Genomic DNA, 25,866 nt, shown 5'->3' on the forward strand with positions numbered 1-25,866 from the left:
TGTAAATGAAAGGAATTATCCTTGCTGGAGGTACCGGATCGCGGCTTTATCCTTTAACAAAGGTCACCAATAAAAATCTGCTTCCAATCGGAAAATATCCAATGATTTATCATTCAGTTTATAAACTGAAGGAGTCCGGAATTGAAGAAATATTAATTGTAACGGGCAGAGAACATATGGGGGATGTAGTTGATTTGCTTGGCAGCGGCTTTGAATTTGGAGTTGAATTTTCTTATAAGGTGCAGGAAAAGGCCGGCGGTATAGCAGAGGCTCTTGGACTTGCTCGCGATTTCACTGAAAATGAGAAAATGGTCGTCATTCTTGGAGACAATATTTTCACAGATACAATTCGACCTTATGTGCAGCATTTTGCGCAACAGGAGAGTGGCGCGAAAATTTTAATTAAAGAGGTTGAGGATCCAAAACGTTTCGGTGTTCCGGTTATATATGACGGCAGAATCATCGCGATAGAAGAAAAACCAATGGTACCAAAATCGAACTATGCAGTGACGGGCATTTATATGTACGATTCGACCGTTTATAGGATAATTGACCAGCTTACCCCATCAGCGCGAGGTGAAATGGAAATTACAGATGTCAATAATCACTATATTAAGGAGGGTTTACTGAAATTTGATGTGCTGAGAGGGCGGTGGACAGATGCTGGTACACATTCTTCTTATGCACAGGCTAATATAATGGCTCAAAATATGGATTTCAGCAATTTATTTGAAAAAGAAGCAGTGCTCATGAAATAAAATTCAGCAATCATAGATAGATTCATTGAGTTTATAATGAGCAGATAAATGGACTGAAAATAGGGGTTAAGGAGACTGATCCAAATGAAAAAGTCCCATTTGGGCAATGTTGCAATGGATATCTTTAATATAAAGGAAGGCTTATGTGTGATAGAATCCCGTCTCATAAACAAAAAGAAAGCAGCAATCTATTTCTTAAATGCCCATTGTTATAATATCGCGCAAAGGGACAATGATTACAGGGAAATCATCAATAGAGCTGACTTTTTGCTGAATGACGGCTTTGGGATTAGATTAGGAGCTAAGTTGTTCGGTATCCAGCTTAAGGAAAATTTGAATGGAACTGATTTTATCCCAATGCTGTTGCAATTAGCGAGCGAAAAAGAGTACAGTGTGTTTTTGCTTGGAGCAGGTCCTGGCGTTGCTGAACTAGCTAAACAAAATATACAGGCAGTCATGCCGAATATTAAGATTGTTGGACAACGGAGTGGATATTTTAGTGATGAAGAGAATCAAGAAGTTATTCAGCAGATTAACGATGTATCGCCAGATATCTTAATTGTTGGCAGAGGAGTGCCTATCCAAGAAAAATGGATTGACCGGAATAAAGATGCACTTGATGCTAGAGTCATACTTGGCGTTGGCGCTTATATTGATTTTGCATCAGGTCGGATCCCGCGTGCTCCTAAGCTTATAAGGACCTTGAAGATGGAATGGGTGTTCCGTCTTATGTTAGAACCGAGACGCATGTGGAGGAGATATTTGATTGGCAATTTCCAGTTTTTTTATTACACCGTCAAAAATAAGTTGTTAGTTAATCAGGAAGCGGAGATCCAACGTTAATAGAGGAAGGAATATGGTGCGTATGAAGCCAAAGGTTTGTACGATAATTGTGAATTTTAATGGTACGCAAGATACGATTGCTTGTTTGAAATCACTGAACAATATAACATATGCCAATCATGAAGTAGTTGTCGTAGATAATGCTTCAAAAGAGAATGCTAGTTTAAAAGAATTTATAGAAGAGTCCAGGTTCCATTTTCTTGAACTGGGTGGGAATCACGGATTCGCCGCTGGGAATAACAAAGGGATTCACTATGCGCTTAGCCATATTGCTGATATTGACTACTTTCTCTTACTAAACAATGATACAGAAGTTGATCCCTATTTTCTTGAACCGCTTGTAGCTGAATGTGAGAAGGATAAAGAAGTTGGTGCTTGTTGTTCCCATATCAATTACCACAGTAAACGCAATAAAACATGGTATGGGGGCGGAGATATAAAGTGGTTAACAGGACGAGTACTGCATAAAACATTGGAGAGGAATGGAAAAATAGCTAGTGATGAGAATTTTCTAACTGGTTGTGTGTTTTTATTTCCGGTGGACATTCTTGATAAAGTTGGGTACTTGAATGAAGATTATTTTCTTTATTATGAGGATGCAGCCTATAGTCTTGAAATAAGAAAGGCTGGATATAAATTACGATATGTCCCTGATTCACTTGTTTTTCACAAAATCTCAGCAACTACCGGCTATCGTTCACCTCTCTCCAATTATTACGGAACAAGAAATAATTTGCTGTTTATGTCCATTTATGCCAACAAGTTAAATTTTCTTCTATTTTTAATGTTCTTTATCGGCAAAAATTTTGTTAAATACTGTTGGTATATTTTAAGGGGCAAACAATTTAAAAAGGTTGCGTTTGCCATCCAAAAAGCATTCTCCGATTTTGCTGCGTCAGCAAGCGGAAAACGTGAATATCCTTTTATGTAATAAATAAAGGAGGAGCTCATTATCAAATTTTTATATGGTCTGATCCCCCATTCGCTGAAAAGGGGATTGAGAGTCTATATATTTAAGAAGAATAATAAGTCAGTATTTATTGGTCCTTATGTTGAAATAGATCCGGCAACAACAAAGGTCGGAAAAAATTGCGCAATAAATTTATACACAAGTATTTCGAAGACAACTATTGGTGATTACACCTATTTTTCTGCTAACTGTAGTATCATGCATGCCAATATAGGTTCCTTTTGTTCGATAGGTCCAGACAGTAAAATCGGTCTCGGCAGTCATCCGACTGACTTCATATCGACATCTCCCATTTTTTATTCCACCTCAAAAGTGGTTAATAATATCAATTGGGTAGATCGGGATTACCATGTGGAATTTAAGAAAGTGAATATTAGAGATAACGTCTGGATTGGGGCAAATGTCTTTATTATGAATGATATCGAGATAGGTGAAGGAGCGATTTGTGCCGCAGGTTCTGTCATTACAAAGGATGTTCCACCTTATTCCATAGTGGGAGGAATACCTGCAAAAGTATTAAAATATCGCTTTGATGCCAATACGATTGAACAGTTGCTAGAGTTACGATTATACCAAAGAAGTGAAGAATGGCTTAAGGAAAATTTATGCGGTGCCATTACACCGGAAGAATTGCTAAATAAGGAAGTCACTAAGACGAAATCAATAATTTAAGAATACAAAGATTTGACTGAATTTATTAAATGGCAATCCACTAAAAGGGAGTAGACTAAATGATGCCCATACTTATACAAGTTCGTTTGACTTCACTATTGAAGGATACGAAATTTTGGTTAGTTATCTTGATTGTTATGAGTGCTCTTTTTTTTCTAGCTGTCCAAATCAAGCCCCCTGATAAGACAGATGGATTGCCAGAATCATCAGTTGATGAGGTGGCCAAGTCAATCGACCTTCAAGAGGAGATCGACCAGGTGAGTGCCAATGGGGGAGGGATTGTTAACGTGCCTAAAGGCGTTTACGAAGTCGATACAAAAATTATTTTAAAGTCAAATGTCCACTTAAAAGGTGCAGGGATAGGAAAAACCATTCTTAAGCTAAATCTAGAAAAGAGTAAAGGTACACCGGATGATTCTTCTATTCTCGTATCAGAATCGAATGCTCAAAATATTAAAATCAGTGCTTTAACATTTAATGGGGAGAAGGAAAAACGGGAAAAGCAAATTAATGACGGATATTCTCATACAGTTGTTTTGCAATTTGTGGATGGCTTTGATATTAGCGAGGTTGAAGTTGTTCGTTCTCCTAGTGCCTCTATCATGCTCTTTAATACGAAAAACGGAAAGGTCAGAGATTCAAGAATCATTGATGGGGGCTCAAATGGAATAATCGGGTTGCAGAGTACGGAAAATGTCCAAATCATGAATAATATCATCAACCACACCGATCATCAAAATGGTATATTCATCAGTTATCAGGAAGGAAAGTCCAGTCATAATATCACCATTGAGGGAAATAAGGTCGATGATGCCGGTGATTTTGGGATTGAAGTCGGGCATCTTGTTGAAGACGGCCATGAGCAGCATGAAAATATTGTTGTTCGAAATAATGAAGTGACTGGCTCACGGAATTCAGGGATTGCCTTTCGCACAGTCAGCGATGGGGTAATTGAAAACAATACAATTAAAGGCTATGGAAAAACAGGCGGATACGGTGGAGATGGCATCTTTGTAGAAGGCTGGAAGAATAAGTCCGTAAATGTCAAAGTTTTGAATAATAGGGTTGAGCAAACATATAACACTGGTGATGCCAATGCTATTTACGTGACAGGAATGGACAATACAATCATTGAAAATAATGAAATCATCGCCAGCAGAGGGAAAGGTTTATTCATTCAAGCATCCAAGATTGGAAAGCAGACAGGAGATTTTCCAGATGGAATCAGGCAATTCAATGACATTACTGTTCAGGGTAATCGGATTGCTGATGGGCGTAAGGAAGGAATCCACATCCAAGGTTATAAGGCGCACGGAATCAGCATTTCTGATAACGAAATCAGCCATAACCAGTCGACGGGACTCTTCATTGCAAATTTAAACGTAATGAGCTCTGGTCTTGAAGTAAGAAAAAATCAAATAAGTGAAAATGGGCTGGCTGGGATTGAAATGTATAGCCAGGAGGATTTTCTCCTTGAAGGGAATTATTTAAAAAATAATGGAAAAAAATCCGAGGAACTGAAGAACCGATCTGCAGTCGTTCTCTCTCATGTTGGAAATGGCAACCTCAATCAAAATACATATGAAGATGACCAAAAATTGCCGACGCAGAAATATTATTTACAGATAGCAGAAGCTACAGCAACAGTCAGTCAAGAAAATATGGACTTCATTGGTACTAATCCAAGATTAAGAAATAGTACGGCCCATTACTTAGAATAGTCATTGGAAATCATAACGGTGGAGTTCCTAAAAGGAGGGGGATCGGTGAACAGCTTGCTCATGAACACCAATAATCGGCAGTTTATTCAAATAGCAATGGCGGTCATTCTTGCGATGGTCGTTGGAGTCTTTGCTGCCTTACCGCTTGTCTATTTACCTATCATCATATTGATTATAGCGGTCATTTTTTTCTTTCCATTATCAGTTGAGAGAATTTTCACCTTCATTGCCCTGTCCATTTTTATTGACCGATCGTTTATTACCTTTCAGGGATCATATATACGGATCTTTCAAATATTGTTTCTAGCATTATTTTTAAAGTTTGCGATTGAATATTTGCTCTCTAGACGGGAAATTGTACATGCCCCCTTATTTATCCTGATTAATTTATGGGTCTTCAGCTATTTTTTTAGTATTGGCCATTTAATCAGTGTGGGGGATTTCTGGGAATCTGTCGTTGGGCAACTATTTTTGAACCTATTCTATTTTATTTCTGTGCAATGCATCTATAGTAAAGGACTTTCTTACTTTGACAAGATTTTGAAATACACCATTATTTCGGGTGTTATTGTAACTTTTGTCGGAATCCTGCAATGGATTGGATTCTTTTTTGGATTTGAATTTGGGCTCAGCCATTATGAAGAGATAGGAATTCCTAGACCATCATCATTTGCCCATGAACCTGACTGGTATGGCTTATTTGCCGGATATTCCGCTGTCTGGTTTGTCGTGATGTATTTAAGAAAGGATTCCCGTTTATTTTCACAGCTCTTTATTTTGATTGGCATGTTTATGTGTTTTGTAGGTGTATTTATCAGTATGGCCAGAGCAAGCATTCTATCCTTAATTGTAGCAATACTCTTTATTTTAATTATCACAAAAAATATGAGAGCGATTAAACTGCTTGCGAGTTCAGCCATTATTATGATTGTGGGGGCGATGGTACTCTTCATCATAAACCAGGACATTTTCATGAAGGTATATGATCGCTTCAATCCAAGCACAAGTCTTGAAACCGACCAGGGAGCAGCAGACAGCCGGTTTGCATCAATCCAGCTGATGCTTGATTATATCCCGAAGCATCCGCTAGTCGGCAATGGCAGCGGCGGAATGTCGGAATTATCAATGAGAGATGATATTAGGCAGGAGTATATTTATGGAGGGGAATTAAACGCTGGGAAAGGGAATGCCAATATTTTTTTAACCGTATTGTTTGATACGGGTATCATTGGTCTGATTATTTTCCTGCTGATTCTTGGAAGGGCCGCCTGGATGATTCTGTCTGTTTATCATAAATCTAATTTCATACCTCTTGGCTTTTTAGCAGCTAGTATTTTTATCTTAGTTGATTTCAATTTCAATAATGGATTTAGAATGGGATTCGTGTGGTTTCATGCTGCTTTAATTGCAAGCTATTTCCTTCTCATAAGAAAAGAAAAGAGAAGACTTAATACCATACCGGGGGGAGAATTGGATAGATGATGAAACAAAGAGTGGGCATTATCGGAAGCGGGTTTATTGGGAAAGGTTTAGTAAATGCACTACATTTATTTAATGATATAGAAGTGACAAAGGTATTAACAAGAAGTAGGGTAGATACTCGAGGAGATTACCGATATCCTGATTTACTGACCCATTCAGTCGATGAGGTGATTGAGCATTCAGATGTAATTGTTGAGTGTACAGGGGATGTTTTGTTTGGCACCGATATGATTGCTAAGGTGATGGAAGCAGGAATTCCTGTCGTGACAATGAATACGGAGCTGCAAGTTACAACAGGCTCCTATTTTGCCAAACGAGGTTACATTACAGAAGCAGAAGGAGACCAGCCTGGTTGTTTGGCGGCTTTAAGAGAAAATGTTCTTCAGATGGGATTTGAACCAATGGTTTTTGGCAATATAAAAGGATTTTTAAATCCTAATCCTTCACCCAAGGATATGCTTTATTGGTCGAATAGAAATAAAATCAGCTTAGAGATGGTTACCTCGTTTACTGATGGAACGAAAGTGGAGTTTGAACAAACACTTGTGGCAAATGGGCTTAATACAAAGTTTTTGCCATCAGGGATAATGGGAATAAGCGCGGAAGATTTACAGGAGGGGGCTAATGCACTCGCATTAGAAGCTGATCAATTAGGATATCCAATCAGCGATTATGTTCTGTCGTCAAAGGCTCCTGCTGGGGTATTTATTACGGCTAAGCATTTGGATATGCAGGGGCAGCGTAATGCACTTCAATATATGAAGCTAGGGGATGGTCCTTATTATACGATTATCCAGCCTTTTCATTTATGCCATCTTGAAGTGGTCAAAACAATAAGAAGGGTTTTTGAAAAGAAAGAAGTATTATTAAATAATAGCTGTTTTCCATCCTATAGCATGGGATCGATTGCTAAGAAGAAGCTGAATATTGGAACTGTCATCAATAGAGGCATTGGAAGTTTTGAAGTGAGAGGGAAAGCGTTAAAGATTGAAGATGAGCCTAACCATATACCAATTGGACTCTTAGATTCGGTAAGGATTATAAAACCTGTAGAAGAAGGGGAAATACTGACCTTCTCACATGTTGAAATAGACGATAGTCTGGCCTATAGGGCATGGATGGAAATAAAAGAACAGTCCATATTATTGCAGGAAATTTAATGAATATATGAGAGGATGTGAATCATCATGAGAGTTCTCCATGTCATCAGACAATACAAACCAGTTATTGGCGGTATGGAAAATTATGTGGAAAACTTGGCCGTCCACCTAAAAGAAAGAGGGATTTATTCGGAAGTATTAACGTTAAATGCAGATTTTTCAAATGGTGAAAAATTTTCCGATTCTGCCATTATAAATGGGATTAAAATCAAGAGAATTCCTTATTTCGGTTCGCGGAGATATCCGATTGCGTTATCTGCTGTCAACTATATCTCTGAATTTGATTTAATTCATATCCATGGGGTTGATTTCCTGCTCGATTACTTAGCTGGATTAAAACCATTTCATAAAAAAACGATGATTCTCTCTACACATGGCGGGTTCTTTCACACGAAGAAGTTTTACCTTTATAAAAAGCTTCACTTCCATACTGTAACGAAGTATAGTTTGAAGAATATGAAATGGATTGTCGCTGTCAGTGAAAATGATTATAAATCATTTCGACCAATCTGTCCTGAGAGGCTAGATTTGATTGAATGCGGAATAAACTTTGACCATTATCATACGATTGCAGAGGAAAATGGGTACCCGAATCGGTTTATCTTTGTTGGAAGATTCTCGAAGAACAAACGAATAGACAAGCTTCTGCTTTTGATTAAGAAGCTGAAGGTAGAATTCCCAGATGTGCACCTATCCATTGTGGGAAGGGATTATGATAACTTAAAGGGAGAGTTAGAGAAACTTATCGATGAATATGAAATTGGAAATCATGTGGCTATTTGTGAGGCATTATCTGAAGAGGAACTCCTCGAGGAAATGGCCAAGGCGTCCTATTTTATATCCGCTTCCGAATATGAAGGTTTTGGGTTATCTTCATTAGAGGCGATGGCAGCGGGAAGGGTAGCATTGCTGAACAATATCCCCTCCTTTGAAAAAATGATTCAGGATGGCAAGAATGGCTATTTGTTGTCTTTCGATGATGTCGATTCTGTTGAACAAAAGGTTAAGGAAGTTTTATTCAACAAAGATATGGAAAAAGTCAGGCGGGCAGGAGTAGAGAAGGCTAGGCAAAATTCTTGGGGAGCAGTAGTGGAAAGGTTCATTGATTTGTATGAATCTATTCATAAAGAGGCAAATGATACCCATTCAAAATTGGCAAGCAAAGTGAAATAAAGAGAGGGCGCAAGGAGTGTACCTTGGTGCCCTCTCTTTTTATTATTGAATGCTGTTTTCTAGGGAGTCAAGCACATCTTGCATTTGATGGAGTTGCGCCTGCTCAGCCAGTGTTGAATTCGCAAATGCAGAAGATAGCTCATTGCGTGCTTTAGTGATTAGTTCCTGTTGATTAGAGCTTTCTATCTGTGCCAATTCCACAGCTTTTTGAGCCCGACTAAATAATTCATTGCGCATTTACAGTCCTCCACAGGTAGAAGAATCTTGATTCTCTTCAGCCTCAGCCATCGTTAAACGATATGGGAATCGCTCACTATGTTTAGACACAGCAGTTTTACCTTGTTGAACAAAGCGCTTTGATTTATTTCTTTTTCCCATGGAAGTACCTCCTGCATTCAAGGTGTGACTCGAAAGGAAGAGTCATATCTATCATAACCAGACGGAGATTATGTTAGTCACGCAGATTTTATATTAAATTTCTCTTCAAGGAAGACTGCAATTCCATCTTCCTCATTTGATAATGTAATGTGATTAGCAACATTTTTCAGCTGTTCAATACCATTTCCCATGGCTACGCCGGTTCCTACATAATCAAGCATTTCTAGATCATTATCTTCATCGCCAAATGCGATAATATTTTTTCTGGAAATTCCTAAATCTTTTGATACCAAATCAACACCAACTGCTTTGCTCATTCCATTTCTAACGATTTCGATGACATGCCATGGATCTGCCCAGCGTCTGTGATCAATGACTTCAGCATGGACATCCGAAAGGTGTTTCCTGATTCCGGCGACATCATTTTCATCGGAATGAATAAGCATCGAAGTAGGGGAAGCCTGTAGAAATTGGCGTAGATCACCTGTAGTTATATTGCTGCTGCCGTGATGCAAAATATCAATTAATTTTTCATCATGGTAATGGAAATACACATCATCCTTTACCTCGGCAATAATATTGTGTAAACGATAATCGTCCATAGCTTCCACAATGTCTTTTGCCACTTTTATATCTAGCGGCGAATGATGCATGCCCCAGCCTGTATGGAGGGGATGGTGAATAAAAGCTCCATTAAAATTCACAATCGGGGTTTTAAATTGCATTTCACGATAATAAGGTTCACTGGATCGGTATGGTCTCCCAGTAGCAATCATCACTTCATGACCATTATTTTGTAATGTTTGCAATACTTTTTTAGTACGTGGAGAAATGGTTTTATCATCTTTCAATAATGTTCCATCTAGATCAAGTACAATTAAATGTTTATCTGACATATGGCTCTCCTTCTAAAATTATAAGTTGAATTAATTCCATTTAGATTCCTATTTTATATATCATAACAAGTATAGCCGTTTAATGGTATCGTTTGGTTTGTAAAAAAATATATAGAGAAGGGGAATAATAATGATACAAGTAGAGAAAGTATATGTTGAACATATTCCAATGCTTATAGTAGGTAAGCAGGATATGAATAATGTACCTCTCCCCGGATTTATTTTTCTTCACGGTTTTACCAGTGCAAAAGAGCATAATCTGCACTATGCTTATCTTCTGGCGGAAAAGGGGTTTAGAGTATTTTTGCCTGAAGCATACTTGCACGGTGAACGAGAGGAACGGGACATGAAGAAGGATTTATCGAGTTCATTTTGGAAAATTGTTATTTCCTCTATAAAAGAATTGCATATGATCAAAAAATATATTACAGAGCATGGATTAGCGATTTATGATTGTATTGGTCTTGGCGGTACATCTATGGGTGCAATCACGACACTTGGCGCACTAACTCAATATGATTGGATTCGTGTGGGAGTCAGTCTGATGGGAAACCCGGAATATAAAGAGTTTGCGCAGTATCAAGTGGAGGAATTTGAAAAACAGGGGATTGATTTAGGGTTTACGGAGGAAGAGAAATTGAAAGTATTCAGTACTCTTGAAGAACTTGATTTATCCTTGCAGCCCGATAAACTAAATAATCGCCCTCTTTTCTTCTGGCATGGGGAAAAGGATCCTATTGTACCGATTGCAGGTGGCCGTGCGTTTGTTGAAAACCTCCAGGAAAAAGTAGATTCTGGCAGAATTACTTACATATCTGATAAGACGGCCGGTCATGCTGTTACTAGAAGTGGATTACTGCAGGCCGTTAACTGGATAGAAGAGAATCTTGTATAAGGATTAAGAATGGTCAGATTAAGTGAAATTTGGTAGGATTGAAACAAGAACGTTGAGGAAGGAGATTTAACATGGATCAAGATATGAAAGATAGCCTTATGAGTGCATTGGAAGAAGTTTTGGACCCTGAATTGGGAATTGATATAGTAAACCTAGGCCTAGTCTATAATGTCGATATGACCGACGAAGGCGATGTGACAGTAACGATGACCTTAACCGCGATGGGCTGTCCATTGGCAGGTACCATTGTCGATCAAGTACGTTATGCATTAAAGGAATTGCCTGAAGTGAAAAACGTAGAAGTAGACATTGTTTGGACACCGGCATGGACAAAGGATCGTATGTCACGTTATGCGAAAATTGCCTTGGGTATACAATAATAAAGATTGAATATATTTGGAGAGCTGAGTTTAAGGCTCTCTTTTTTATGAAAAAAAATATCTTTAAGATATTCAAATATCAACTGGGTTAATAGAATCGGTTGGTCCTATTGGAATTGGTTTTTATTTCTGATAAAGTTAAAATAATCAAATTATTTGCAGGGGGACTCTTGTTACGAGTTGAGAAGGTTAAAACCTGACCCTTTGAACCTGTCAGTTAATACTGGCGCAGGGAGCATGAAGTACATAAGTCTACTCGATATGTGCGAAAAGCTCTTTTAAGATGTATAGAAGAGCTTTTTTGTTTCCAATTAAATAGTTGATTGCGGGGGGACTCAAATTACGAGTTGAGAAGGTTAAAACCTGACCCTTTGAACCTGTACAGTTAATACTGACGTAGGGAGCGATAACATCACTTTGTTGATGCGAGACCCTTTTTTAGTATAGGAAATACCTGGTGCAGATGGAGTGGCTGTTGTTTCTGCTATTGCTTTAAGTGATTATCCACTTCAAGCGGTCGAATCGTTTAAGCAGCAGTTTGTATGTTAAGTATCATGAAATGAATTAGGGTTTATGGGAAGGATAAAAGTGAAAGAGTGAGAATCTCTTCCGCTATTATTCTTGATAGGAGGCATAACAAACATGCGTGAATATGACCTAGTCCAATTAAATGAAGAACAGGTAAGGCAATTAAATGAGTACCAGGAAAAACTCAGCGAGCAATTAGGCCAAGATATTATTCTGATTGCTTATCATGATGAGGAGGAAAGCATTTAATTCCTGTAAAAAGGCGATCAGCTATATAGCAATGAATCGCCTTTTTACATATTAGAAAAAAGATTTGGTGAATTGATCAAGAATATAGGAAGATTATAGATAGATGGTTTACAGTTAATATAGGTATTTATGAATCCTAAAACCATGCACAGAAGAGAAGGATAGAAGAAGGGATAGAGAAGAGTGATAGGGAATATTCGCATATGTACGGAAATTACCGAAAAACACTGGCGGTTGTTAATGGAGGCAGATCCTTCAAGACAGCAAATCGAAAAATATAGCGATACAGGCTATACCTTTGAACTTCTTAGTGATGATGATATAGCAGGAATTATTATTGTAACTCCAAAAACAACGGAACGAGTAGAAATTATGAATCTATCCGTAGATGAAAAATGGCGGGGCAGAGGATATGCGAAGGCACTGATTGAGTATGCTTGTTCGTTTTCAGCTGCCAAAGGGTATCGCATCGCAGAAATAGGTACTGGAAATTCCAGTATCTATCAACTTGCACTCTATCAAAAGGTTGGTTTTAGAATTATGGGTATCGATCATGATTATTTTAGTAGGAATTATCCTGAGCCAATCTATGAAAATGGTATGTTATGCCGGGACATGATTCGTTTAGAAAGAAAACTTCAATTAAATAAGTAGTAGGTAGTAGCGCATATCATTTTGGGAAGTGATTTCATATTTGCAGTTTATCTATAATAATGAAGAATTAGAGACTGGGCATATGAATGTGACGGCCAGTCTCCATAAAAGATGTATATTATTTAGCCGAAGCTAAGACCCTACTAAATTTCTCTTTCCAGCTTTCTGATAAAGCATCGACGGAAAGGATACTTTGGATGGCCTCTCTATTGCTGGAGTCATGATACATAATTTGATTGGCATATGCAATCGTAATGCTCTGTGGGGCTCGATCGATAATTTCAATGACAGAACCTTTAGTAAGGATACCCTCCTCCAAAACTCGTAAATAATAGCCCGAATAGCCACTTGCTCTAATCCAAAAAGGTAATTGGTCTATATTATGCCGAGCGGCAATTTTATAACAGGGTTCCCGTGGTTGGGTAACTTGAAATAGGCAGCCATCTGCCTTAAGAATGTCGCCAATCCTAACCTTATCCTCCGTTAATCCAAATATAGTTAAATTTTCTCCAAAATCCCCTGCTTTAAATAATTGTCCGATTTTCTCTGACCAGTAAGGGTAATGTTCTGAGGGATATACACATATTGCTTTATCAGGACCTCCGTGATGATTAAGGTCACTTTGTTTATCACCTTCTAAGTTGGTCTTTGAAACATGTATGGGATGGTGGACTTCATCTTTATAGATAGCAGATTGTACAACTTTACTCTTATAATGCAGAGATGCAGGTTTTCCTACACGTATTGACTCGATTGTTCCGCTGATCAAGCTAATCCCCTCTCTCATCTTTATTTCTTTAATAATAGCAAAAATAAAGACAGTCTATTCCGCATAGACGCAACTTATTACAAAATTAAAAATAGTGCCATACCCTTAGGGAAAAGTATACCTGGCAAACTAATAATAAGGAAATTCCATTATTTGTTTTTCAATGAAGAGAATGGTAGGATAGCTATGTGAACATGCTAATGTTTAGTAGAGATAGATTGAGATGGGAGAGAATAATATGTTTTCAAATATTGGAGTACCTGGGCTTATTCTTATATTAGTTCTCGCATTAATGATATTTGGGCCATCAAAGCTTCCTGAAATAGGAAGGGCATTTGGGAAAACATTAAAAGAGTTTAAAAATGCTACAAAAGATATAATAGAAGATGATGATGAAGTTAAAAAGAACAATAAGGTCAATATTGAGAAAACGCCAAATCCTTAATGTTTCATAAAAATTAAAAAGTACTATGATAAACCACCCTTTATTTTGCAGGCAGGGGTGGTTTTTAGTTTCTTCCTAGAGTAGTGCCCAAAGATGCAGCAATATATAGAGTACACGGTAATGAGGATATAGTAGTAAAAGACAATCTTTTTATATAACTATGTATAAAGGAAACTCCATTTTGAATCTTTTTTCAAAATGGAGTTTTTATTTTTTTGTTAAATGAATAGCTTTTAAAGCGACGAATAAATAATTAGGTCATTATTTAACCTGTCTGGCAGTGAATAACAGCATTTGTAGACTATAAAATGAAAGGTAAGGGGTAATTGTTTGAAAAATTTATGGAAAAGTAATCAAGGTCATAATACTACCTTTGACATAGTTTAATGATGATGAAGTTATATATTTTGAACTATATACATTAGGCAGATGACTATTTTTCTGAAAATAAATAAAAATACATTTGATTTTATAAATATACATACTATAATAGATAGATATTACAGAATATACAATCAATGGATGGGGTGGAAACATGAATGTATCTGTTGTAGGGGCTACAGGATATAGTGGAATGGAATTAATACGTTTACTTTCGAGTCATCCAACATTCCATTTAACGGCTGTATATTCATCTTCGAGTGCAGGTAATCGACTTGATCATGAAAATAGACAGCATTTTGGACTGATTCCCCATGTTTTAAGTGAAGTGGATCCAGGGCTAATTGCTAAACAAAGTGAACTTGTATTTTTGGCAATGCCCAGTGGCGTATCAAAGGAACTTGTTCCGGAACTGTATAAGAAAGGCTTGAAAATTATAGATTTATCCGGAGATCATAGGTTGAAAAGCGGAGAATTATATGAAAAGTGGTATAAAGGATCACCGCCATCAAACGATTTATTACAAAATAGTGTGTATGGACTATCTGAATGGAATCGGGCAGCAATCCGTGAGAGCCGTTTAATCGCAAATCCTGGCTGTTACCCGACAGCTACTTTGTTAGGATTGGTTCCGCTTTTATCAAATGAATTAATTGAATCATCTGACATTATTATTGATGCTAAATCAGGTGTTTCAGGAGCAGGTAAAAAGAGTAATGATTCGAAACATTATGCCCATGTAAATGATAACCTATCAATCTATAAAGTACATCAACATCAGCATATACCTGAAATAGAGCAACAATTATCAGAATGGGACTCTGAGCTGGCGCCTATTATGTTTACTACTCATCTCATTCCTATGACACGTGGAATAATGGTGACGATGCATGCAAAGGTAAAGCCTGAAGTAACAGCTGAACATATTCATAATGCTTTTCTAACAGCTTACCAAAATGAATTCTTTATTCGTTATAGGGGTGAAAATAGCTTTTCATCGACAAAGGAAGTGTATGGCTCCAATTTTTGCGATATAGGTTTCAGAATGGATGAGAGGACAGGAAGAGTCACCGTCGTTTCTGTAATTGATAATCTCGTCAAAGGAGCAGCAGGCCAAGCGATTCACAACGCAAATATTATGATGGGACTTGAAGAAACAGAAGGTTTACGTTTTTATCCAGTCTATCCTTAAGGAACAAAGGGAGTGGAGATAATCTATGAAGGTGCTAATGAATGGGGACATTAAGGCAGTAAAAGGAGGTATTCTTATACCAAAAGGGTATCAGGCAGAAGGAATCCATGCAGGTTTACGCTACGCGCGTAATGATCTAGCTATTTTATATTCGACTGTTCCAGCGAATGCAGCAGCCGTATATACGTTAAACACTTACCAGGCAGCTCCAATCCTTGTTACTAAGGAAAGTTTGAAAATAGAAGGAAAACTGCAGGCAGTCGTAGTAAATAGTGCGTGCGCTAACGCTTGTACCGGAGAACGTGGATTGAAGGATGCCTATTGTATGCGATCACATGTAGCGGATAAATTACACATACCTCCGTCCTACGTGGCGGTTGCTTCTACTGGAGTGATTGGTGAATTTTTAGAGATTGATAAGATATGCACCGGAATTGAAAATATTCATTTGACAGATCAGGAGGCGGGAGCTGAACATTTTGAAGAGGCTATTCTGACAACGGATACAAAGACCAAGAGCTGTGCTTTTCAAACTATAATCGATGGGGTTGTCGTTTCAATGGGAGGAGCGGCAAAGGGATCTGGCATGATTCATCCTAATATGGCAACGATGCTTGGGTTTATTACAACGGATGCAAATGTGGAACAGAGTTCCTTGCAAAGAGCATTAAGAACTGTGACAAATGTTTCGTTTAATCAAATTACAGTCGATGGAGATACTTCAACCAATGATATGGTTGTTGTTATGGCAAATGGAATGGCAGAAAATCAAATGCTCTCTGAAAAGCATCCGGAGTGGAATCGCTTTGTATATTTATTAAAAGAGGTTTCCGAATCGTTGGCAAAACAAATCGCGCGTGATGGTGAAGGTGCCACCAAGCTGGTTGAAGTGGTTGTAAAAGGAGCAGAAACAGACCAAGAGGCTCAAGCACTTGCAAAAACAGTCATAGGATCAAATTTAGTGAAAACAGCTGTTTATGGGGCCGATGCCAATTGGGGCAGGATTGTCGGAGCGATGGGGAGAAGCAATATCCCTTTTAATCAGGACCGGGTAAGCATTTTTTTCGGACCGGTGGAGGTTCTCCATTTTGGTGCACCCATTATTTTTGATGAGGAAAAAGCTCGTGATTATTTACTAGGCAATGAAGTCCAAATCAGAATCGAATTGACAGATGGACTCGGCACCGGAACTGCATGGGGATGCGACCTTACGTATGATTATGTAAAAATTAATGCAAGCTATCGAACTTAAGGGGAGATGTTTGGATGAAGATAATTGTTGTCAAATGCGGGGGAAGCATTATTGATCAATTAACCGATCATTTTTTCAATAGTTTAAGGGAACTGGAGGATAAAGGATATTCGTTTGTATTCGTCCATGGGGGCGGACCAGATATAAATGATATGCTCGCTAAATTTGAGATCCCTGTTCAGTTTGAAAAGGGTTTAAGAAAAACATCTGTCAAGGTCCTTGAGATAGCAGAGCTTGTCCTTGCTGGGAAGACGAATAGGCAGCTTGTGCATAAATTACAATCAAAAGGGTTTCAAACAATCGGAATAAATGGGTCGGACGGATTCATATTAGAGGCGGAGTATATTAATAAAGCAGAGCTTGGTGAGGTAGGAATGATTAAAAAGGTAAACAGCCATCTTTTAGAGAGTCTGTTATCGAATGGGGTCTATCCCGTACTCACCCCGATTTCCATGTCAAAAGAAGGACGAAAGCTTAATGTAAATGCAGATTCCGCTGCTGGTGCTGTTGCGGCAGCCCTAAGAGCTGAAATGTGCATTTTTATAACGGATGTCAATGGAATAAGGAATGGTACAAAAACCATTGAGCATATAACAGAATCAGAAATCACCCAAATGATTGATCAGGGAACGATATATGGTGGGATGATTCCAAAAGTGCAGGCTGCTTTATCTGCTAAAAAGCAAGGTGCGTCAACAATATTAATTACAAGCGGTGTATCCAGATTCTTTGCTGATGAAAAATGGCAGGGTACATTCCTTGGAGCTGAGGAGAGGGTGATGTGATGTCTGCGCTATTACCGGTCTACAAAAAATGGGATATCACACCAATAAAAGCGGATGGCTCATGGATTGAAGCAGAGGGCGGAAAGAAATATCTTGATTTTACATCCGGTATTGGTGTGGTTAATCTCGGGCATAAAAATGATGAAGTCAAAAAATCTGTCGAGGCACAAATGGAACTGTTCTGGCATACGTCCAATTTGTTTCAGCTTCCCATCCAGGAAGAAGTGGCATTAAAGCTGAACGAGCTTACCGGATTGGATGGTGTTTTCTTTTGCAATAGCGGTGCAGAAGCAAATGAAGCGGCACTAAAGCTGGCCAGAAGAGCAACTGGAAAAACGAAAATCATTACATTCCAACAATCTTTTCACGGTCGTACATTTGGAGCAATGGCTGCTACTGGACAAAGTAGTATCCATGATGGATTTGGCCCATTACTGGAAGGCTTTGTTTATGTTCCATTTAATGATATTGATGCAGTCCATAAGGCTATAGATGAAGATGTGGCGGCTATTATGGTAGAGATCATTCAAGGTGAAGGCGGGATTATTCTTATTGATGAGGGCTTTTTAAAGAGTATTAACCAACTATGCAATGAGAACAATATATTGCTGATTATTGATGAAGTTCAAACGGGAAATGGGAGAACAGGCTATCCTTATGCTTATTTAAAGTATAAGGGAATCAAACCGGATATTGTGACCACAGCTAAGGGTCTTGCTAATGGTCTGCCCATAGGTGCGATGGTAGCCAAAAAAGAGCTGAAAGAATCATTCGGCAAAGGTGTTCATGGTTCTACCTTTGGCGGAAATCCAGTATCATTGGCGGCAAGCAAAGTGGTGTTGAATCAAATAAGCAATCCTCAATTTTTAGCAGAAATCAGAGATAAAGCTGAGTGGTTTATTAGTGAACTGAAGATAGCAGCCGAGGATATCCCGGTTATAAAAGAGATCAGGGGAGAGGGTCTGATGATCGGGATTGAATTAAAGGAAGAAGTAGCTCCCTATATTAAACAAATAATTGAACATCAATTATTTGTCTTACCAGCCGGCTCGCATGTGATTCGTTTGCTTCCTCCGTTGACTGTTTCACGAGATGAGCTTTTATTAGCTTTAGCCATTTTAAAGGAAGTATGCAAAACCAATCTAACAATGACGAAGGCCTAAGTTATCTGATGCCTCGTTCGTATAGTCTATAAATTTCAAGTGAGAGGAAAGGCAGATATGAAACTACTGTATGGAACTAAACGAATAATCAGTCAAAAAGATTTTTTATCCATGGAAGCCATTACGGCGCAGCAATTGAATGAATTATTGGAGCTCGCAATGGATTTAAAAGAAAGGCTAAATAAAGGATATTTGGATACCCCATTAAAGGGGAAAATATTGGGGATGATCTTTGAAAAAAATTCAACAAGGACACGGGTTTCTTTCGAAGCAGGCATGCTTCAGCTAGGGGGTCATGCCATTTTCTTAAGTAGAAATGACACGCAGCTTGGCAGAGGTGAACCGATTTCAGACACAGCACAAGTGTTATCAGAATATGTGGATGCAATCATGATACGTACTACTGGCCATGATAGAGCGGAAACATTGGCAACAAGCTCCAGTGTGCCGGTTATTAACGGATTGACTGACCTTGAGCATCCATGCCAGGCATTGGCTGACTTGTTAACTATTAAGGAAGAGAAAGGAACTCTCCAGGGAATCAAGCTCGCTTATATCGGTGATGGGAATAATGTTGCCAATTCTTTGATGATGGCTGCTGTTAAATCGGGTATGCAAATTGCGATTGCAACGCCTCCTGGTTATGAACCAGATCCTCTTTTGGTCGAGAAAGCTATGACTGAAGCAATAATCAATGGAGGGAAAATAGAACTGACCCACAATCCAGAGGCTGCTGTTAAGGAAGCTGATGTTATTTATTGTGATGTTTGGACCAGCATGGGCCAAGAAAAAGAAAATGAAAAAAGGCTGGAAGATTTTAAAAAATTTCAGGTAAATGAGCAATTGGCTGCTGGCGCCAAACTCGATTATTTATTTATGCACTGCTTACCAGCACATCGCGGTGAAGAGGTGACATCTTCCATTATTGACTCATCTAATTCCATTGTCATTAAACAGGCGGGAAATCGTTTACATGCTCAAAAAGCACTTTTGGTTGATTTAATGGTCAAACCTAACTAATAGTTGAACAATAATTGGGGATTCTAGAACAAAAGGAGGGATTTTTTTGGGACAGAATCGTCATTTTAAACATGGACAAAAGGCACCAAATAATGGTGAATATATCGAAATAGGGGAGACTGGCAGCAATGTCGTTAACCCAAGGAAGATTAAGCTGAAAGCAGGAGAGTATTTTCCTGAGACAACCAATGATGATCGTCATTGGACATATGTATCAAAAAAGGGCCGCTAAATTAGCGGCCCTTTTTTGAAAATGAATTAATGTCCGGATTCCTGTACCGGATCATTTGGTATTACAGCTGAAACCACTAAAATTAATAGGGTAATGACCACACTAAGAATGGAAGCTGTATTGAAATCGTATTTACCGCCTTCAACCATTGAGCTTGTTACATAAATCACCATATGTGTTAATGCAAATGTCCATATAAATGTCAAAATATATTTCAATTTTCTCACCCCGTTCATCTACAATCCGTTATTATTTTATCATACCATACGTAACACTGGAAACAATTTAAATTATTTAGGTAAATATGGTTTGTACTTTATTACTTTGGGTTTTATCATAACATAGCCCAAAATGCAATTGATTATGAATACAAGTTAAAAAATAAATGGTTATTCTAAGCAATCAGAGAGATAAATAGCCCGGACAAATTGATTTATAGTGACATACATTAACATGGACTAAGGTTATTTGAGGGGAAAGCTATGATAAATCACAAAACGTTTCAACTGAATAAAGAATGGACAACCATTTTTTACCCGGAACAACCGAGTGGCTTTGCCATTATGTTACTCGGTGGAGATAAGCATTATATAAATGAAAAAGCTAATTTTTGGCTGGATCATCCAGGCAAAAAACAAATGCTTGAGTATCTGTTGAAGAGAGGGTATACGGTTTTTAGCTCTTATTTATCCGGTGCGCATTGGGGTAATGCTGAAGCTGCAGATTTAGCTATGGAAATGTATGCATTTTTTATCCGCAAGGAAATCGTAAACGAAAGAATTCATATCATAGCGGAAGGAACTGGCGCGTTGGTGTTAGATACAATTTGTCATAAATTAAAAGAAAGAGTACGATCTGTTGTATTACTAAATCCCATATTATCCGTAAAACAGAGCTATGAAAAAGAAGAAATAAATAAATTTTTCTTTAAGAAAATGAAAAAAGAATTGTACCAAGCCTACCATTTGAATGATCATACATTTAAAGAATGGATGGAGAAGAAGCCGGATACGACATTAGGAAAAGATATGCCGGTCTTAATCGTGCACGTCCTCGATAGGCTGGAAAGCAACCTGCCGGTTAAATATAGCTCATTCATTAACAATCATCCTTCATCAGAAATTAAGTATATTACACCGGAAAAAAGATATATTATTCCTTATCAAATCAATTCCTTTTTTAAAAACCATGAAAAAGATTTATAAATCTGAATAACCCTCGGGTTGGTTTAATACATTTATATAAACCGACAGGGGGTTTTTATATGCCTGAACATATTGTTCTGTCTCCGTATTCCTTTGTTGGATTTGAGATATGCAATAGGTTAATGGAAGAGGGTGTAGAGGTTATTGGGGTGGATTTACCTGTTTTGGTCGATCCAAAAGAAAAGGAAGAAAAAGAATTATTTTTAGGTAGAAATTCAAATTTCAAAGTAAAGAAACATGATCAGGTTATTAATGAAATAAAGGATGGCTATTTTTTTTATATTACTGATATGGATAATGAGTGTGAAAAATGGCTTGAATATGTAGAAAAAATCCCTAAAAAAATTGAGGATACGTTTATTTATGTAGGTATGGATAAAGAGGGATTGGTTAACAAGGATATTCCTAATCGAGTGGATACCACTATCATATTGCCAACCGTATACGGTCCATGGCAGCCGGAAAATACCGTCTTTTACAATTGTCTTAGTCAATCTCAATTTCCTTTTGAGCTATATGATTTAGAAAACAAAAGAGATGCTATCTATATAAGCGATGCCATTACAGCTATTTTTGAAATATCAAAATTTGAGCATGGAATCTACCAGGTTCAATCTGATATAAAAGAACATTGGCACCTTTTATTAAAAGAGCTTGGTTATCGGATTATCGCAGAAACTGGTGAAAAGCGAAATCCTGACCTTCAAAAGCTGAACATTAGGGAATATTTAGCGGTAACAAAAATATCCCCGCATGTGGGGATCAATTTAGTTAAGCAGCATATAAGGATTAGGAACCTCATGAGCTATTAGAATACTTTTTATATAATCGCCCCTTTCTACCATGATTAAGGGGTTTTTACAATTATTTGGAAAGGCGGTGGTTAACATGAAGAGGAAGCTTGAATATATGGCAATGGGCATGAAACACTATTCAGAAATCAAAAAGAAATTAAGTGAAGCGGGCTTAGATATAGATCGTCAACAATTACAGCCATTTATGGACATTTTCTTTACGGTTATGGATGAGGCTTATGAAAAAGGATATAAAGATGGTCGTTTAAAAAAAGGTGAGTGAAAGTCCTTCACTTAATTAAATTTGTAAATTTACTTATAAGGGATGGAATCTTTTTGAAATAAGGACTCAACTCGCTGATAGTGGACATTAGAACATCAGATTGTTCCATCAGTCTAGTGAAATCAATATTGGATGCTTGCTGTTCTTCAGGGGGAGGATCTTCCTTCGCCTGATTTTTCGTATGACGATCACCAAACATAAATCGATTAAAAGCCTCCTGATTGTCTGACCTGTTTCTATGATCATTGTTCAAGACATTCACCTCGTTTTTCACATATTCTTACTAATTAATGTATGTTGATATTGCTGGCTTGTATGGACATTCATTCATCTTTTTCGGAAAATTTGTTGCAATAAGGATTGATTTCTTTTAGAATTAGTACCAAGTCATAATATCAAATAATATAATCAGATGAATATAGCAAGAGGGGTGTAAGGATGAATGCTGGCATAATCGGAATTGGCAAATATCTTCCTGAAAACGTGGTAACAAACTTTGATTTGGAAAAAAAGATTGATACGTCAGATGAATGGATCCGAACACGCACTGGAATAGAAGAAAGAAGAATTGCCGATGATACCGTTGATTCTTCACATATGGCCTACGAGGCAGCAGTCAGGGCGATGGAGAATGCTGGAGTGACTGCTGAGGAAATTGAATTAATTCTAGTGGCAACTGTCACACCGGACCAATCCTTTCCTACAGTTTCCTGTATGATTCAAGAAAGATTGGGCGCAGTTAATGCAGCAGCTATGGATATTAGTGCAGCCTGTGCAGGATTTACCTATGGAATTGTAACTGCAAGTCAATTTATTAGGACAGGCAGCTATCGCACAATCTTGGTAGTAGGTGTGGAAAAGCTTTCAAAAATTACGGATTGGAATGACCGTAATACGGCTGTACTATTCGGAGACGGAGCAGGAGCAGCAGTATTGGGTCCTGTCAGTGATGGAAAGGGCATTCTATCTTTCGAGCTTGGAGCGGACGGTTCTGGTGGCATTCATTTAGAGAAAAAGCAAGATTATCTCACGATGAATGGCCGGGAAGTGTATAAGTTTGCAGTTAGACAAATGGGTGAATCATCCATCAATGTTTTAAATAAAGCAGGTTTGACAAAAGAGGATGTAGACTTTTTAATTCCGCATCAAGCAAATATACGAATTATGGAAGCTGCGAGACAAAGATTGGAGCTTCCAATTGAAAAGATGTCCAAAACGATTCATAAATATGGCAACACATCGTCATCTACTATTCCGATTGCGCTTGCTGAAGAAGTGGAAGCAGGAAAAATAAAAGACGGTGATTTGCTCGTATTAGTTGGTTTTGGAGCCGGTTTAACATGGGGAGCAGTTGCGATGCGATGGGGCAAATAAGAAAAGCCGAGATTAACTCAAGGAGAGATTGTAATGGAGAGTAAACGTGTAGTTGTGACAGGTATGGGGACCATATCACCTTTAGGCAATACTATCCGGGAGAACTGGGAAAACTTAGTGGCCGGAGTTTCAGGAATCGGGCCATTAACCAGAGTTAATGCGGATGAGTACCCTGCTAAGACAGCGGGGGAAGTAAAAAACTTTGAGATAACAGATATTATTGATCGGAAAGAAGCTAGAAAAATGGACCGGTTCACCCATTATGCGATTGCAGCATCAAAAATGGCAGTTGAGGATGCTAAATTGGAGATTACTCCTGAGAACGCAAATCGTGTTGGTGTATGGATTGGTTCCGGAATTGGCGGCATGGAGACATTCGAACAGCAATATGAAACATTTCAAAAAAGAGGCTATCGTAGGGTCAGTCCATTTTTTGTGCCGATGCTTATTCCGGACATGGCTGCAGGACAAGTATCCATACTTCTCGGAGCTAAAGGGGTAAATTCCTGTACGGTGACAGCATGTGCTACAGGAACGAATTCAATCGGAGATGCGTTTAAAGTTATCCAGCGCGGTGATGCGGATGTGATGATTACAGGAGGTGCGGAAGCCCCTATCACGAAAATGTCTGTAGCTGGTTTCTGTGCGAATACTGCTTTATCCTCTAACCCAGATCCTAAAACATCAAGCCGTCCATTTGATAAAAATCGAGATGGATTTGTTATTGGAGAAGGTTCAGGCATTCTCGTACTTGAGGAATTATCACATGCAATTGCGAGAAATGCGCCGATATATGCTGAAATTGTCGGATATGGATCAACAGGGGATGCCCATCATATAACCGCTCCAGCCCCTGAAGGAGAAGGTGGCGCAAGAGCGATGAAAATGGCTATTGATGATGCAGGTCTTGATCCGGAACAGATTGATTATATTAATGCTCATGGAACAAGCACAGAATACAATGATTCCTATGAAACGATGGCCATTAAAACAGTCTTTGGTGATCACGCTTATAAACTGGCAGTAAGTTCAACAAAATCGATGACCGGTCATTTATTGGGAGCAGCAGGTGGCGTTGAAGCAGTCTATACGGTTTTGGCAATCAAGAATGGTATCATTCCACCGACTATTAATCTTGAAACACCGGATCCCGTGTGTGATCTTGATTATGTCCCGGGTGAAGCAAGAAAACGCCAAGTTGACTGTGCGATGAGTAATTCACTTGGATTTGGCGGCCACAATGCCACAATCGTTTTTAAAAAATATAACGGATAGAAAACTTCAAGCGGCCTCTCTTTTTGGTTCATCTACCAAAAAGGGAGGCTATTTTGATTCCCATAAAATATATCCTTTCATATAATGCTCTATTCAAATATAAACAGGATAGGTGAATGGGATGGGAGTTATCAGAACGGATAAATGGTTGGAGGAGTCCTTTAATGATCGGTTAAAAATAGAAGAGAATATTTTAGACACAGTAAATATGCGAGAACATGTTCTAATTGAAGTTTTAAATAGAATTGGCCTATACCAGCCCAACCTAAAAACAAACAAGACATATCAAAATATGAAGGAACGGAAGGTGTGGCATAGAATCGCACTTTATCATAAAAAATATAAAAAAGCATGGGATGGTCCGGATATTCCTATTTTCCTATTTCCGATGGCAAGTGAAGTGTTCAGCTTATTTCGCTCTCCCAATAAACATAAATCAGGGATTGCTTTCATTGATAAATTGTTTTTATTTATATCGGAGAAGGTGAAGGATAAAGAACTGGAAGCTCTATTTGTCCATGAATATCATCATACAACGAGATTGGAATCCCTGGGGGGGCAGGTTAAGCATAGATTGGCAGACTCTATTATTATGGAGGGTCTTGCAGAATTTGCGGTATCAGAATATTGCGGTGAATCGTATTTGGCGCCTTGGATAACCAATTATCAAACGAAGGAAATCGAAGAACTGATTACAGAAAAATTCAAACCGAACTTTGATATGAAGCGATCTGATCCCCTTCATGATAAGTTGTTATTTGGGCATGGTACAATGCCAAAAATGGCCGGATATGCGGCAGGTTACAAACTTGTAAAGGATTATGCAGATCTTCATTCCATGAAGACTAGGGATATGATTGGTCTTTCTACTGATAAAATAATCAATGGATAATTCACTATGCAAAGAAAATCAATTTGCCACTCATACAAGGAATAT

31 protein-coding genes and 2 riboswitches are annotated in these 25,866 nt (G+C 38.2%); of the genes, 25 read left to right on the top strand and 6 right to left on the bottom strand.

Annotated features, from left to right (window positions below):
- Window positions 1–5: 5 nt before the first annotated feature.
- The 8 genes from AC4BHA_RS14975 to AC4BHA_RS15010 all read left to right on the top strand — a co-directional run bounded on the left by AC4BHA_RS14975 (window position 6) and on the right by AC4BHA_RS15010 (window position 8,779).
- Complete coding sequence (locus AC4BHA_RS14975) at window positions 6–758, top strand: sugar phosphate nucleotidyltransferase (RefSeq protein WP_066101553.1); 753 nt, start codon at window positions 6–8, stop codon at window positions 756–758.
- 84 nt (window positions 759–842) lie between these two features.
- The gene (locus AC4BHA_RS14980) at window positions 843–1,601 is read left to right on the top strand and encodes a WecB/TagA/CpsF family glycosyltransferase (protein WP_066101550.1); all 759 of its coding nucleotides are present in this window, start codon (window positions 843–845) and stop codon (window positions 1,599–1,601) included.
- Between the two features lie 13 nt (window positions 1,602–1,614).
- Window positions 1,615–2,532, top strand: coding sequence for a glycosyltransferase family 2 protein (locus AC4BHA_RS14985; protein ID WP_066101547.1), 918 nt, complete (start codon window positions 1,615–1,617; stop codon window positions 2,530–2,532).
- Between the two features lie 66 nt (window positions 2,533–2,598).
- Window positions 2,599–3,243, top strand: coding sequence for a CatB-related O-acetyltransferase (locus AC4BHA_RS14990; RefSeq protein WP_066101544.1), 645 nt, complete (start codon window positions 2,599–2,601; stop codon window positions 3,241–3,243).
- A gap of 59 nt (window positions 3,244–3,302) precedes the next feature.
- Window positions 3,303–4,964: a right-handed parallel beta-helix repeat-containing protein gene (locus AC4BHA_RS14995; RefSeq protein ID WP_066101542.1), complete on the top strand. Its 1,662-nt coding sequence runs from the start codon at window positions 3,303–3,305 to the stop codon at window positions 4,962–4,964.
- A 45-nt stretch (window positions 4,965–5,009) separates the two neighbouring features.
- Window positions 5,010–6,446 (top strand): O-antigen ligase family protein, encoded by a 1,437-nt coding sequence (locus tag AC4BHA_RS15000; protein WP_066101539.1) that lies wholly within the window; start codon window positions 5,010–5,012, stop codon window positions 6,444–6,446.
- A complete protein-coding gene (locus AC4BHA_RS15005; RefSeq protein ID WP_066101538.1) occupies window positions 6,443–7,606 on the top strand; it encodes an NAD(P)-dependent oxidoreductase in 1,164 nt (387 codons plus the stop codon). The genes AC4BHA_RS15000 and AC4BHA_RS15005 overlap by 4 nt, the downstream gene beginning before the upstream one ends.
- A 27-nt stretch (window positions 7,607–7,633) precedes the next feature.
- The gene (locus AC4BHA_RS15010; protein ID WP_139891440.1) at window positions 7,634–8,779 is read left to right on the top strand and encodes a glycosyltransferase family 4 protein; all 1,146 of its coding nucleotides are present in this window, start codon (window positions 7,634–7,636) and stop codon (window positions 8,777–8,779) included.
- A gap of 42 nt (window positions 8,780–8,821) precedes the next feature.
- Here the strand turns inward: AC4BHA_RS15010 and AC4BHA_RS15015 are convergent, their stop codons facing one another.
- The 3 genes from AC4BHA_RS15015 to AC4BHA_RS15025 form a co-directional block, all read right to left on the bottom strand.
- A complete protein-coding gene (locus AC4BHA_RS15015; RefSeq protein ID WP_066101532.1) occupies window positions 8,822–9,016 on the bottom strand; it encodes a DUF3813 domain-containing protein in 195 nt (64 codons plus the stop codon).
- Window positions 9,017–9,157 (bottom strand): competence protein, encoded by a 141-nt coding sequence (locus AC4BHA_RS15020; RefSeq protein ID WP_066101530.1) that lies wholly within the window; start codon window positions 9,155–9,157, stop codon window positions 9,017–9,019.
- A gap of 77 nt (window positions 9,158–9,234) precedes the next feature.
- Window positions 9,235–10,053: a Cof-type HAD-IIB family hydrolase gene (locus AC4BHA_RS15025; RefSeq protein ID WP_066101526.1), complete on the bottom strand. Its 819-nt coding sequence runs from the start codon at window positions 10,051–10,053 to the stop codon at window positions 9,235–9,237.
- A 130-nt stretch (window positions 10,054–10,183) separates the two neighbouring features.
- On the opposite strand from AC4BHA_RS15025, the gene AC4BHA_RS15030 reads away from it, so the two are divergent.
- From AC4BHA_RS15030 to AC4BHA_RS15045, 4 genes are all read left to right on the top strand, one after another.
- The gene (locus tag AC4BHA_RS15030; protein WP_066101523.1) at window positions 10,184–10,948 is read left to right on the top strand and encodes a prolyl oligopeptidase family serine peptidase; all 765 of its coding nucleotides are present in this window, start codon (window positions 10,184–10,186) and stop codon (window positions 10,946–10,948) included.
- A 71-nt stretch (window positions 10,949–11,019) separates the two neighbouring features.
- Window positions 11,020–11,328: a metal-sulfur cluster assembly factor gene (locus tag AC4BHA_RS15035; RefSeq protein ID WP_066101520.1), complete on the top strand. Its 309-nt coding sequence runs from the start codon at window positions 11,020–11,022 to the stop codon at window positions 11,326–11,328.
- Window positions 11,329–11,478: 150 nt separating this feature from the next.
- Window positions 11,479–11,580, top strand: a riboswitch (TPP riboswitch).
- Window positions 11,581–11,645: 65 nt separating this feature from the next.
- Window positions 11,646–11,748: riboswitch (TPP riboswitch) on the top strand.
- Window positions 11,749–11,970: 222 nt separating this feature from the next.
- Complete coding sequence (locus tag AC4BHA_RS15040; protein WP_257468970.1) at window positions 11,971–12,105, top strand: hypothetical protein; 135 nt, start codon at window positions 11,971–11,973, stop codon at window positions 12,103–12,105.
- Window positions 12,106–12,288: 183 nt separating this feature from the next.
- Window positions 12,289–12,759, top strand: a complete 471-nt coding sequence (locus AC4BHA_RS15045) for a GNAT family N-acetyltransferase (protein WP_254654683.1) — start codon at window positions 12,289–12,291, stop codon at window positions 12,757–12,759.
- Window positions 12,760–12,877: 118 nt separating this feature from the next.
- On the opposite strand, the gene AC4BHA_RS15050 is transcribed toward AC4BHA_RS15045, so the two are convergent.
- The gene (locus AC4BHA_RS15050) at window positions 12,878–13,528 is read right to left on the bottom strand and encodes an MOSC domain-containing protein (protein ID WP_257468969.1); all 651 of its coding nucleotides are present in this window, start codon (window positions 13,526–13,528) and stop codon (window positions 12,878–12,880) included.
- 238 nt (window positions 13,529–13,766) lie between these two features.
- Here AC4BHA_RS15050 and AC4BHA_RS15055 point away from each other — a divergent pair, with 238 nt between their 5' ends.
- The 7 genes from AC4BHA_RS15055 (at window position 13,767) to AC4BHA_RS15085 (ending at window position 19,998) form a co-directional block, all read left to right on the top strand.
- Complete coding sequence (locus AC4BHA_RS15055; protein WP_066101510.1) at window positions 13,767–13,973, top strand: twin-arginine translocase TatA/TatE family subunit; 207 nt, start codon at window positions 13,767–13,769, stop codon at window positions 13,971–13,973.
- A 535-nt stretch (window positions 13,974–14,508) separates the two neighbouring features.
- Entirely contained in the window at window positions 14,509–15,546 is a 1,038-nt protein-coding gene (gene argC / locus AC4BHA_RS15060; protein WP_066101507.1) for an N-acetyl-gamma-glutamyl-phosphate reductase, read from the top strand.
- A gap of 25 nt (window positions 15,547–15,571) precedes the next feature.
- Window positions 15,572–16,798, top strand: coding sequence for a bifunctional ornithine acetyltransferase/N-acetylglutamate synthase (gene argJ / locus AC4BHA_RS15065; RefSeq protein WP_066101503.1), 1,227 nt, complete (start codon window positions 15,572–15,574; stop codon window positions 16,796–16,798).
- 14 nt (window positions 16,799–16,812) lie between these two features.
- On the top strand, window positions 16,813–17,583 hold the full coding sequence (argB, locus tag AC4BHA_RS15070) for an acetylglutamate kinase (RefSeq protein WP_139891437.1): 771 nt from the start codon (window positions 16,813–16,815) through the stop codon (window positions 17,581–17,583).
- On the top strand, window positions 17,583–18,746 hold the full coding sequence (argD, locus tag AC4BHA_RS15075) for an acetylornithine transaminase (RefSeq protein ID WP_139891436.1): 1,164 nt from the start codon (window positions 17,583–17,585) through the stop codon (window positions 18,744–18,746). Before argB ends, argD begins: the two co-directional genes overlap by 1 nt.
- A 57-nt stretch (window positions 18,747–18,803) precedes the next feature.
- Window positions 18,804–19,766: an ornithine carbamoyltransferase gene (argF, locus tag AC4BHA_RS15080; RefSeq protein WP_139891435.1), complete on the top strand. Its 963-nt coding sequence runs from the start codon at window positions 18,804–18,806 to the stop codon at window positions 19,764–19,766.
- A gap of 46 nt (window positions 19,767–19,812) precedes the next feature.
- Window positions 19,813–19,998: a YjzC family protein gene (locus AC4BHA_RS15085; RefSeq protein WP_490558859.1), complete on the top strand. Its 186-nt coding sequence runs from the start codon at window positions 19,813–19,815 to the stop codon at window positions 19,996–19,998.
- A gap of 26 nt (window positions 19,999–20,024) precedes the next feature.
- Here the strand turns inward: AC4BHA_RS15085 and AC4BHA_RS15090 are convergent, their stop codons facing one another.
- Window positions 20,025–20,216: a YjzD family protein gene (locus tag AC4BHA_RS15090; protein WP_066101490.1), complete on the bottom strand. Its 192-nt coding sequence runs from the start codon at window positions 20,214–20,216 to the stop codon at window positions 20,025–20,027.
- Between the two features lie 264 nt (window positions 20,217–20,480).
- Between AC4BHA_RS15090 and AC4BHA_RS15095 the strand changes: the two genes are divergently transcribed.
- From AC4BHA_RS15095 to AC4BHA_RS15105, 3 genes are all read left to right on the top strand, one after another.
- Window positions 20,481–21,203, top strand: a complete 723-nt coding sequence (locus AC4BHA_RS15095) for an alpha/beta fold hydrolase (RefSeq protein ID WP_490558860.1) — start codon at window positions 20,481–20,483, stop codon at window positions 21,201–21,203.
- 59 nt (window positions 21,204–21,262) lie between these two features.
- Window positions 21,263–22,015 (top strand): Rossmann-fold NAD(P)-binding domain-containing protein, encoded by a 753-nt coding sequence (locus AC4BHA_RS15100; RefSeq protein ID WP_066101488.1) that lies wholly within the window; start codon window positions 21,263–21,265, stop codon window positions 22,013–22,015.
- A 76-nt stretch (window positions 22,016–22,091) separates the two neighbouring features.
- On the top strand, window positions 22,092–22,280 hold the full coding sequence (locus AC4BHA_RS15105; protein ID WP_066101485.1) for a ComZ family protein: 189 nt from the start codon (window positions 22,092–22,094) through the stop codon (window positions 22,278–22,280).
- Between the two features lie 7 nt (window positions 22,281–22,287).
- Here AC4BHA_RS15105 and AC4BHA_RS15110 read toward each other — a convergent pair whose 3' ends face one another.
- A complete protein-coding gene (locus tag AC4BHA_RS15110) occupies window positions 22,288–22,533 on the bottom strand; it encodes a hypothetical protein (protein WP_139063793.1) in 246 nt (81 codons plus the stop codon).
- 185 nt (window positions 22,534–22,718) lie between these two features.
- Here AC4BHA_RS15110 and AC4BHA_RS15115 point away from each other — a divergent pair, with 185 nt between their 5' ends.
- The 3 genes from AC4BHA_RS15115 (at window position 22,719) to AC4BHA_RS15125 (ending at window position 25,821) form a co-directional block, all read left to right on the top strand.
- Complete coding sequence (locus AC4BHA_RS15115; RefSeq protein WP_066101479.1) at window positions 22,719–23,654, top strand: beta-ketoacyl-ACP synthase III; 936 nt, start codon at window positions 22,719–22,721, stop codon at window positions 23,652–23,654.
- Between the two features lie 33 nt (window positions 23,655–23,687).
- Window positions 23,688–24,929 (top strand): beta-ketoacyl-ACP synthase II, encoded by a 1,242-nt coding sequence (gene fabF / locus AC4BHA_RS15120; protein WP_139891431.1) that lies wholly within the window; start codon window positions 23,688–23,690, stop codon window positions 24,927–24,929.
- Between the two features lie 121 nt (window positions 24,930–25,050).
- A complete protein-coding gene (locus AC4BHA_RS15125; protein ID WP_066101474.1) occupies window positions 25,051–25,821 on the top strand; it encodes a DUF2268 domain-containing putative Zn-dependent protease in 771 nt (256 codons plus the stop codon).
- Window positions 25,822–25,866 lie beyond the last annotated feature (45 nt).

The sequence above is a fragment of the Pradoshia sp. Z3_51 genome, assembly GCF_058215915.1.

What these genes read in the sequence shown, in the direction of transcription:
- AC4BHA_RS15055 (WP_066101510.1), top strand. Translation starts at nt 13,767, where the DNA reads ATGTTTTCAAATATTGGAGTACCTGGGCTTATTCTTATATTAGTTCTC.
- fabF (WP_139891431.1), top strand. Translation starts at nt 23,688, where the DNA reads ATGGAGAGTAAACGTGTAGTTGTGACAGGTATGGGGACCATATCACCT.
- AC4BHA_RS14985 (WP_066101547.1), top strand. Translation starts at nt 1,615, where the DNA reads ATGGTGCGTATGAAGCCAAAGGTTTGTACGATAATTGTGAATTTTAAT.
- AC4BHA_RS15025 (WP_066101526.1), bottom strand. Translation starts at nt 10,053, where the DNA reads ATGTCAGATAAACATTTAATTGTACTTGATCTAGATGGAACATTATTG.
- AC4BHA_RS15105 (WP_066101485.1), top strand. Translation starts at nt 22,092, where the DNA reads ATGAAGAGGAAGCTTGAATATATGGCAATGGGCATGAAACACTATTCA.
- AC4BHA_RS15115 (WP_066101479.1), top strand. Translation starts at nt 22,719, where the DNA reads ATGAATGCTGGCATAATCGGAATTGGCAAATATCTTCCTGAAAACGTG.
- argF (WP_139891435.1), top strand. Translation starts at nt 18,804, where the DNA reads ATGAAACTACTGTATGGAACTAAACGAATAATCAGTCAAAAAGATTTT.
- AC4BHA_RS14995 (WP_066101542.1), top strand. Translation starts at nt 3,303, where the DNA reads ATGATGCCCATACTTATACAAGTTCGTTTGACTTCACTATTGAAGGAT.
- AC4BHA_RS15015 (WP_066101532.1), bottom strand. Translation starts at nt 9,016, where the DNA reads ATGCGCAATGAATTATTTAGTCGGGCTCAAAAAGCTGTGGAATTGGCA.
- AC4BHA_RS15040 (WP_257468970.1), top strand. Translation starts at nt 11,971, where the DNA reads ATGCGTGAATATGACCTAGTCCAATTAAATGAAGAACAGGTAAGGCAA.
- AC4BHA_RS15005 (WP_066101538.1), top strand. Translation starts at nt 6,443, where the DNA reads ATGATGAAACAAAGAGTGGGCATTATCGGAAGCGGGTTTATTGGGAAA.
- argB (WP_139891437.1), top strand. Translation starts at nt 16,813, where the DNA reads ATGAAGATAATTGTTGTCAAATGCGGGGGAAGCATTATTGATCAATTA.
- AC4BHA_RS15030 (WP_066101523.1), top strand. Translation starts at nt 10,184, where the DNA reads ATGATACAAGTAGAGAAAGTATATGTTGAACATATTCCAATGCTTATA.
- AC4BHA_RS14980 (WP_066101550.1), top strand. Translation starts at nt 843, where the DNA reads ATGAAAAAGTCCCATTTGGGCAATGTTGCAATGGATATCTTTAATATA.
- AC4BHA_RS15125 (WP_066101474.1), top strand. Translation starts at nt 25,051, where the DNA reads ATGGGAGTTATCAGAACGGATAAATGGTTGGAGGAGTCCTTTAATGAT.
- AC4BHA_RS14975 (WP_066101553.1), top strand. Translation starts at nt 6, where the DNA reads ATGAAAGGAATTATCCTTGCTGGAGGTACCGGATCGCGGCTTTATCCT.
- AC4BHA_RS15035 (WP_066101520.1), top strand. Translation starts at nt 11,020, where the DNA reads ATGGATCAAGATATGAAAGATAGCCTTATGAGTGCATTGGAAGAAGTT.
- AC4BHA_RS15100 (WP_066101488.1), top strand. Translation starts at nt 21,263, where the DNA reads ATGCCTGAACATATTGTTCTGTCTCCGTATTCCTTTGTTGGATTTGAG.
- argC (WP_066101507.1), top strand. Translation starts at nt 14,509, where the DNA reads ATGAATGTATCTGTTGTAGGGGCTACAGGATATAGTGGAATGGAATTA.
- AC4BHA_RS15010 (WP_139891440.1), top strand. Translation starts at nt 7,634, where the DNA reads ATGAGAGTTCTCCATGTCATCAGACAATACAAACCAGTTATTGGCGGT.
- argD (WP_139891436.1), top strand. Translation starts at nt 17,583, where the DNA reads ATGTCTGCGCTATTACCGGTCTACAAAAAATGGGATATCACACCAATA.
- AC4BHA_RS15020 (WP_066101530.1), bottom strand. Translation starts at nt 9,157, where the DNA reads ATGGGAAAAAGAAATAAATCAAAGCGCTTTGTTCAACAAGGTAAAACT.
- argJ (WP_066101503.1), top strand. Translation starts at nt 15,572, where the DNA reads ATGAAGGTGCTAATGAATGGGGACATTAAGGCAGTAAAAGGAGGTATT.
- AC4BHA_RS15095 (WP_490558860.1), top strand. Translation starts at nt 20,481, where the DNA reads ATGATAAATCACAAAACGTTTCAACTGAATAAAGAATGGACAACCATT.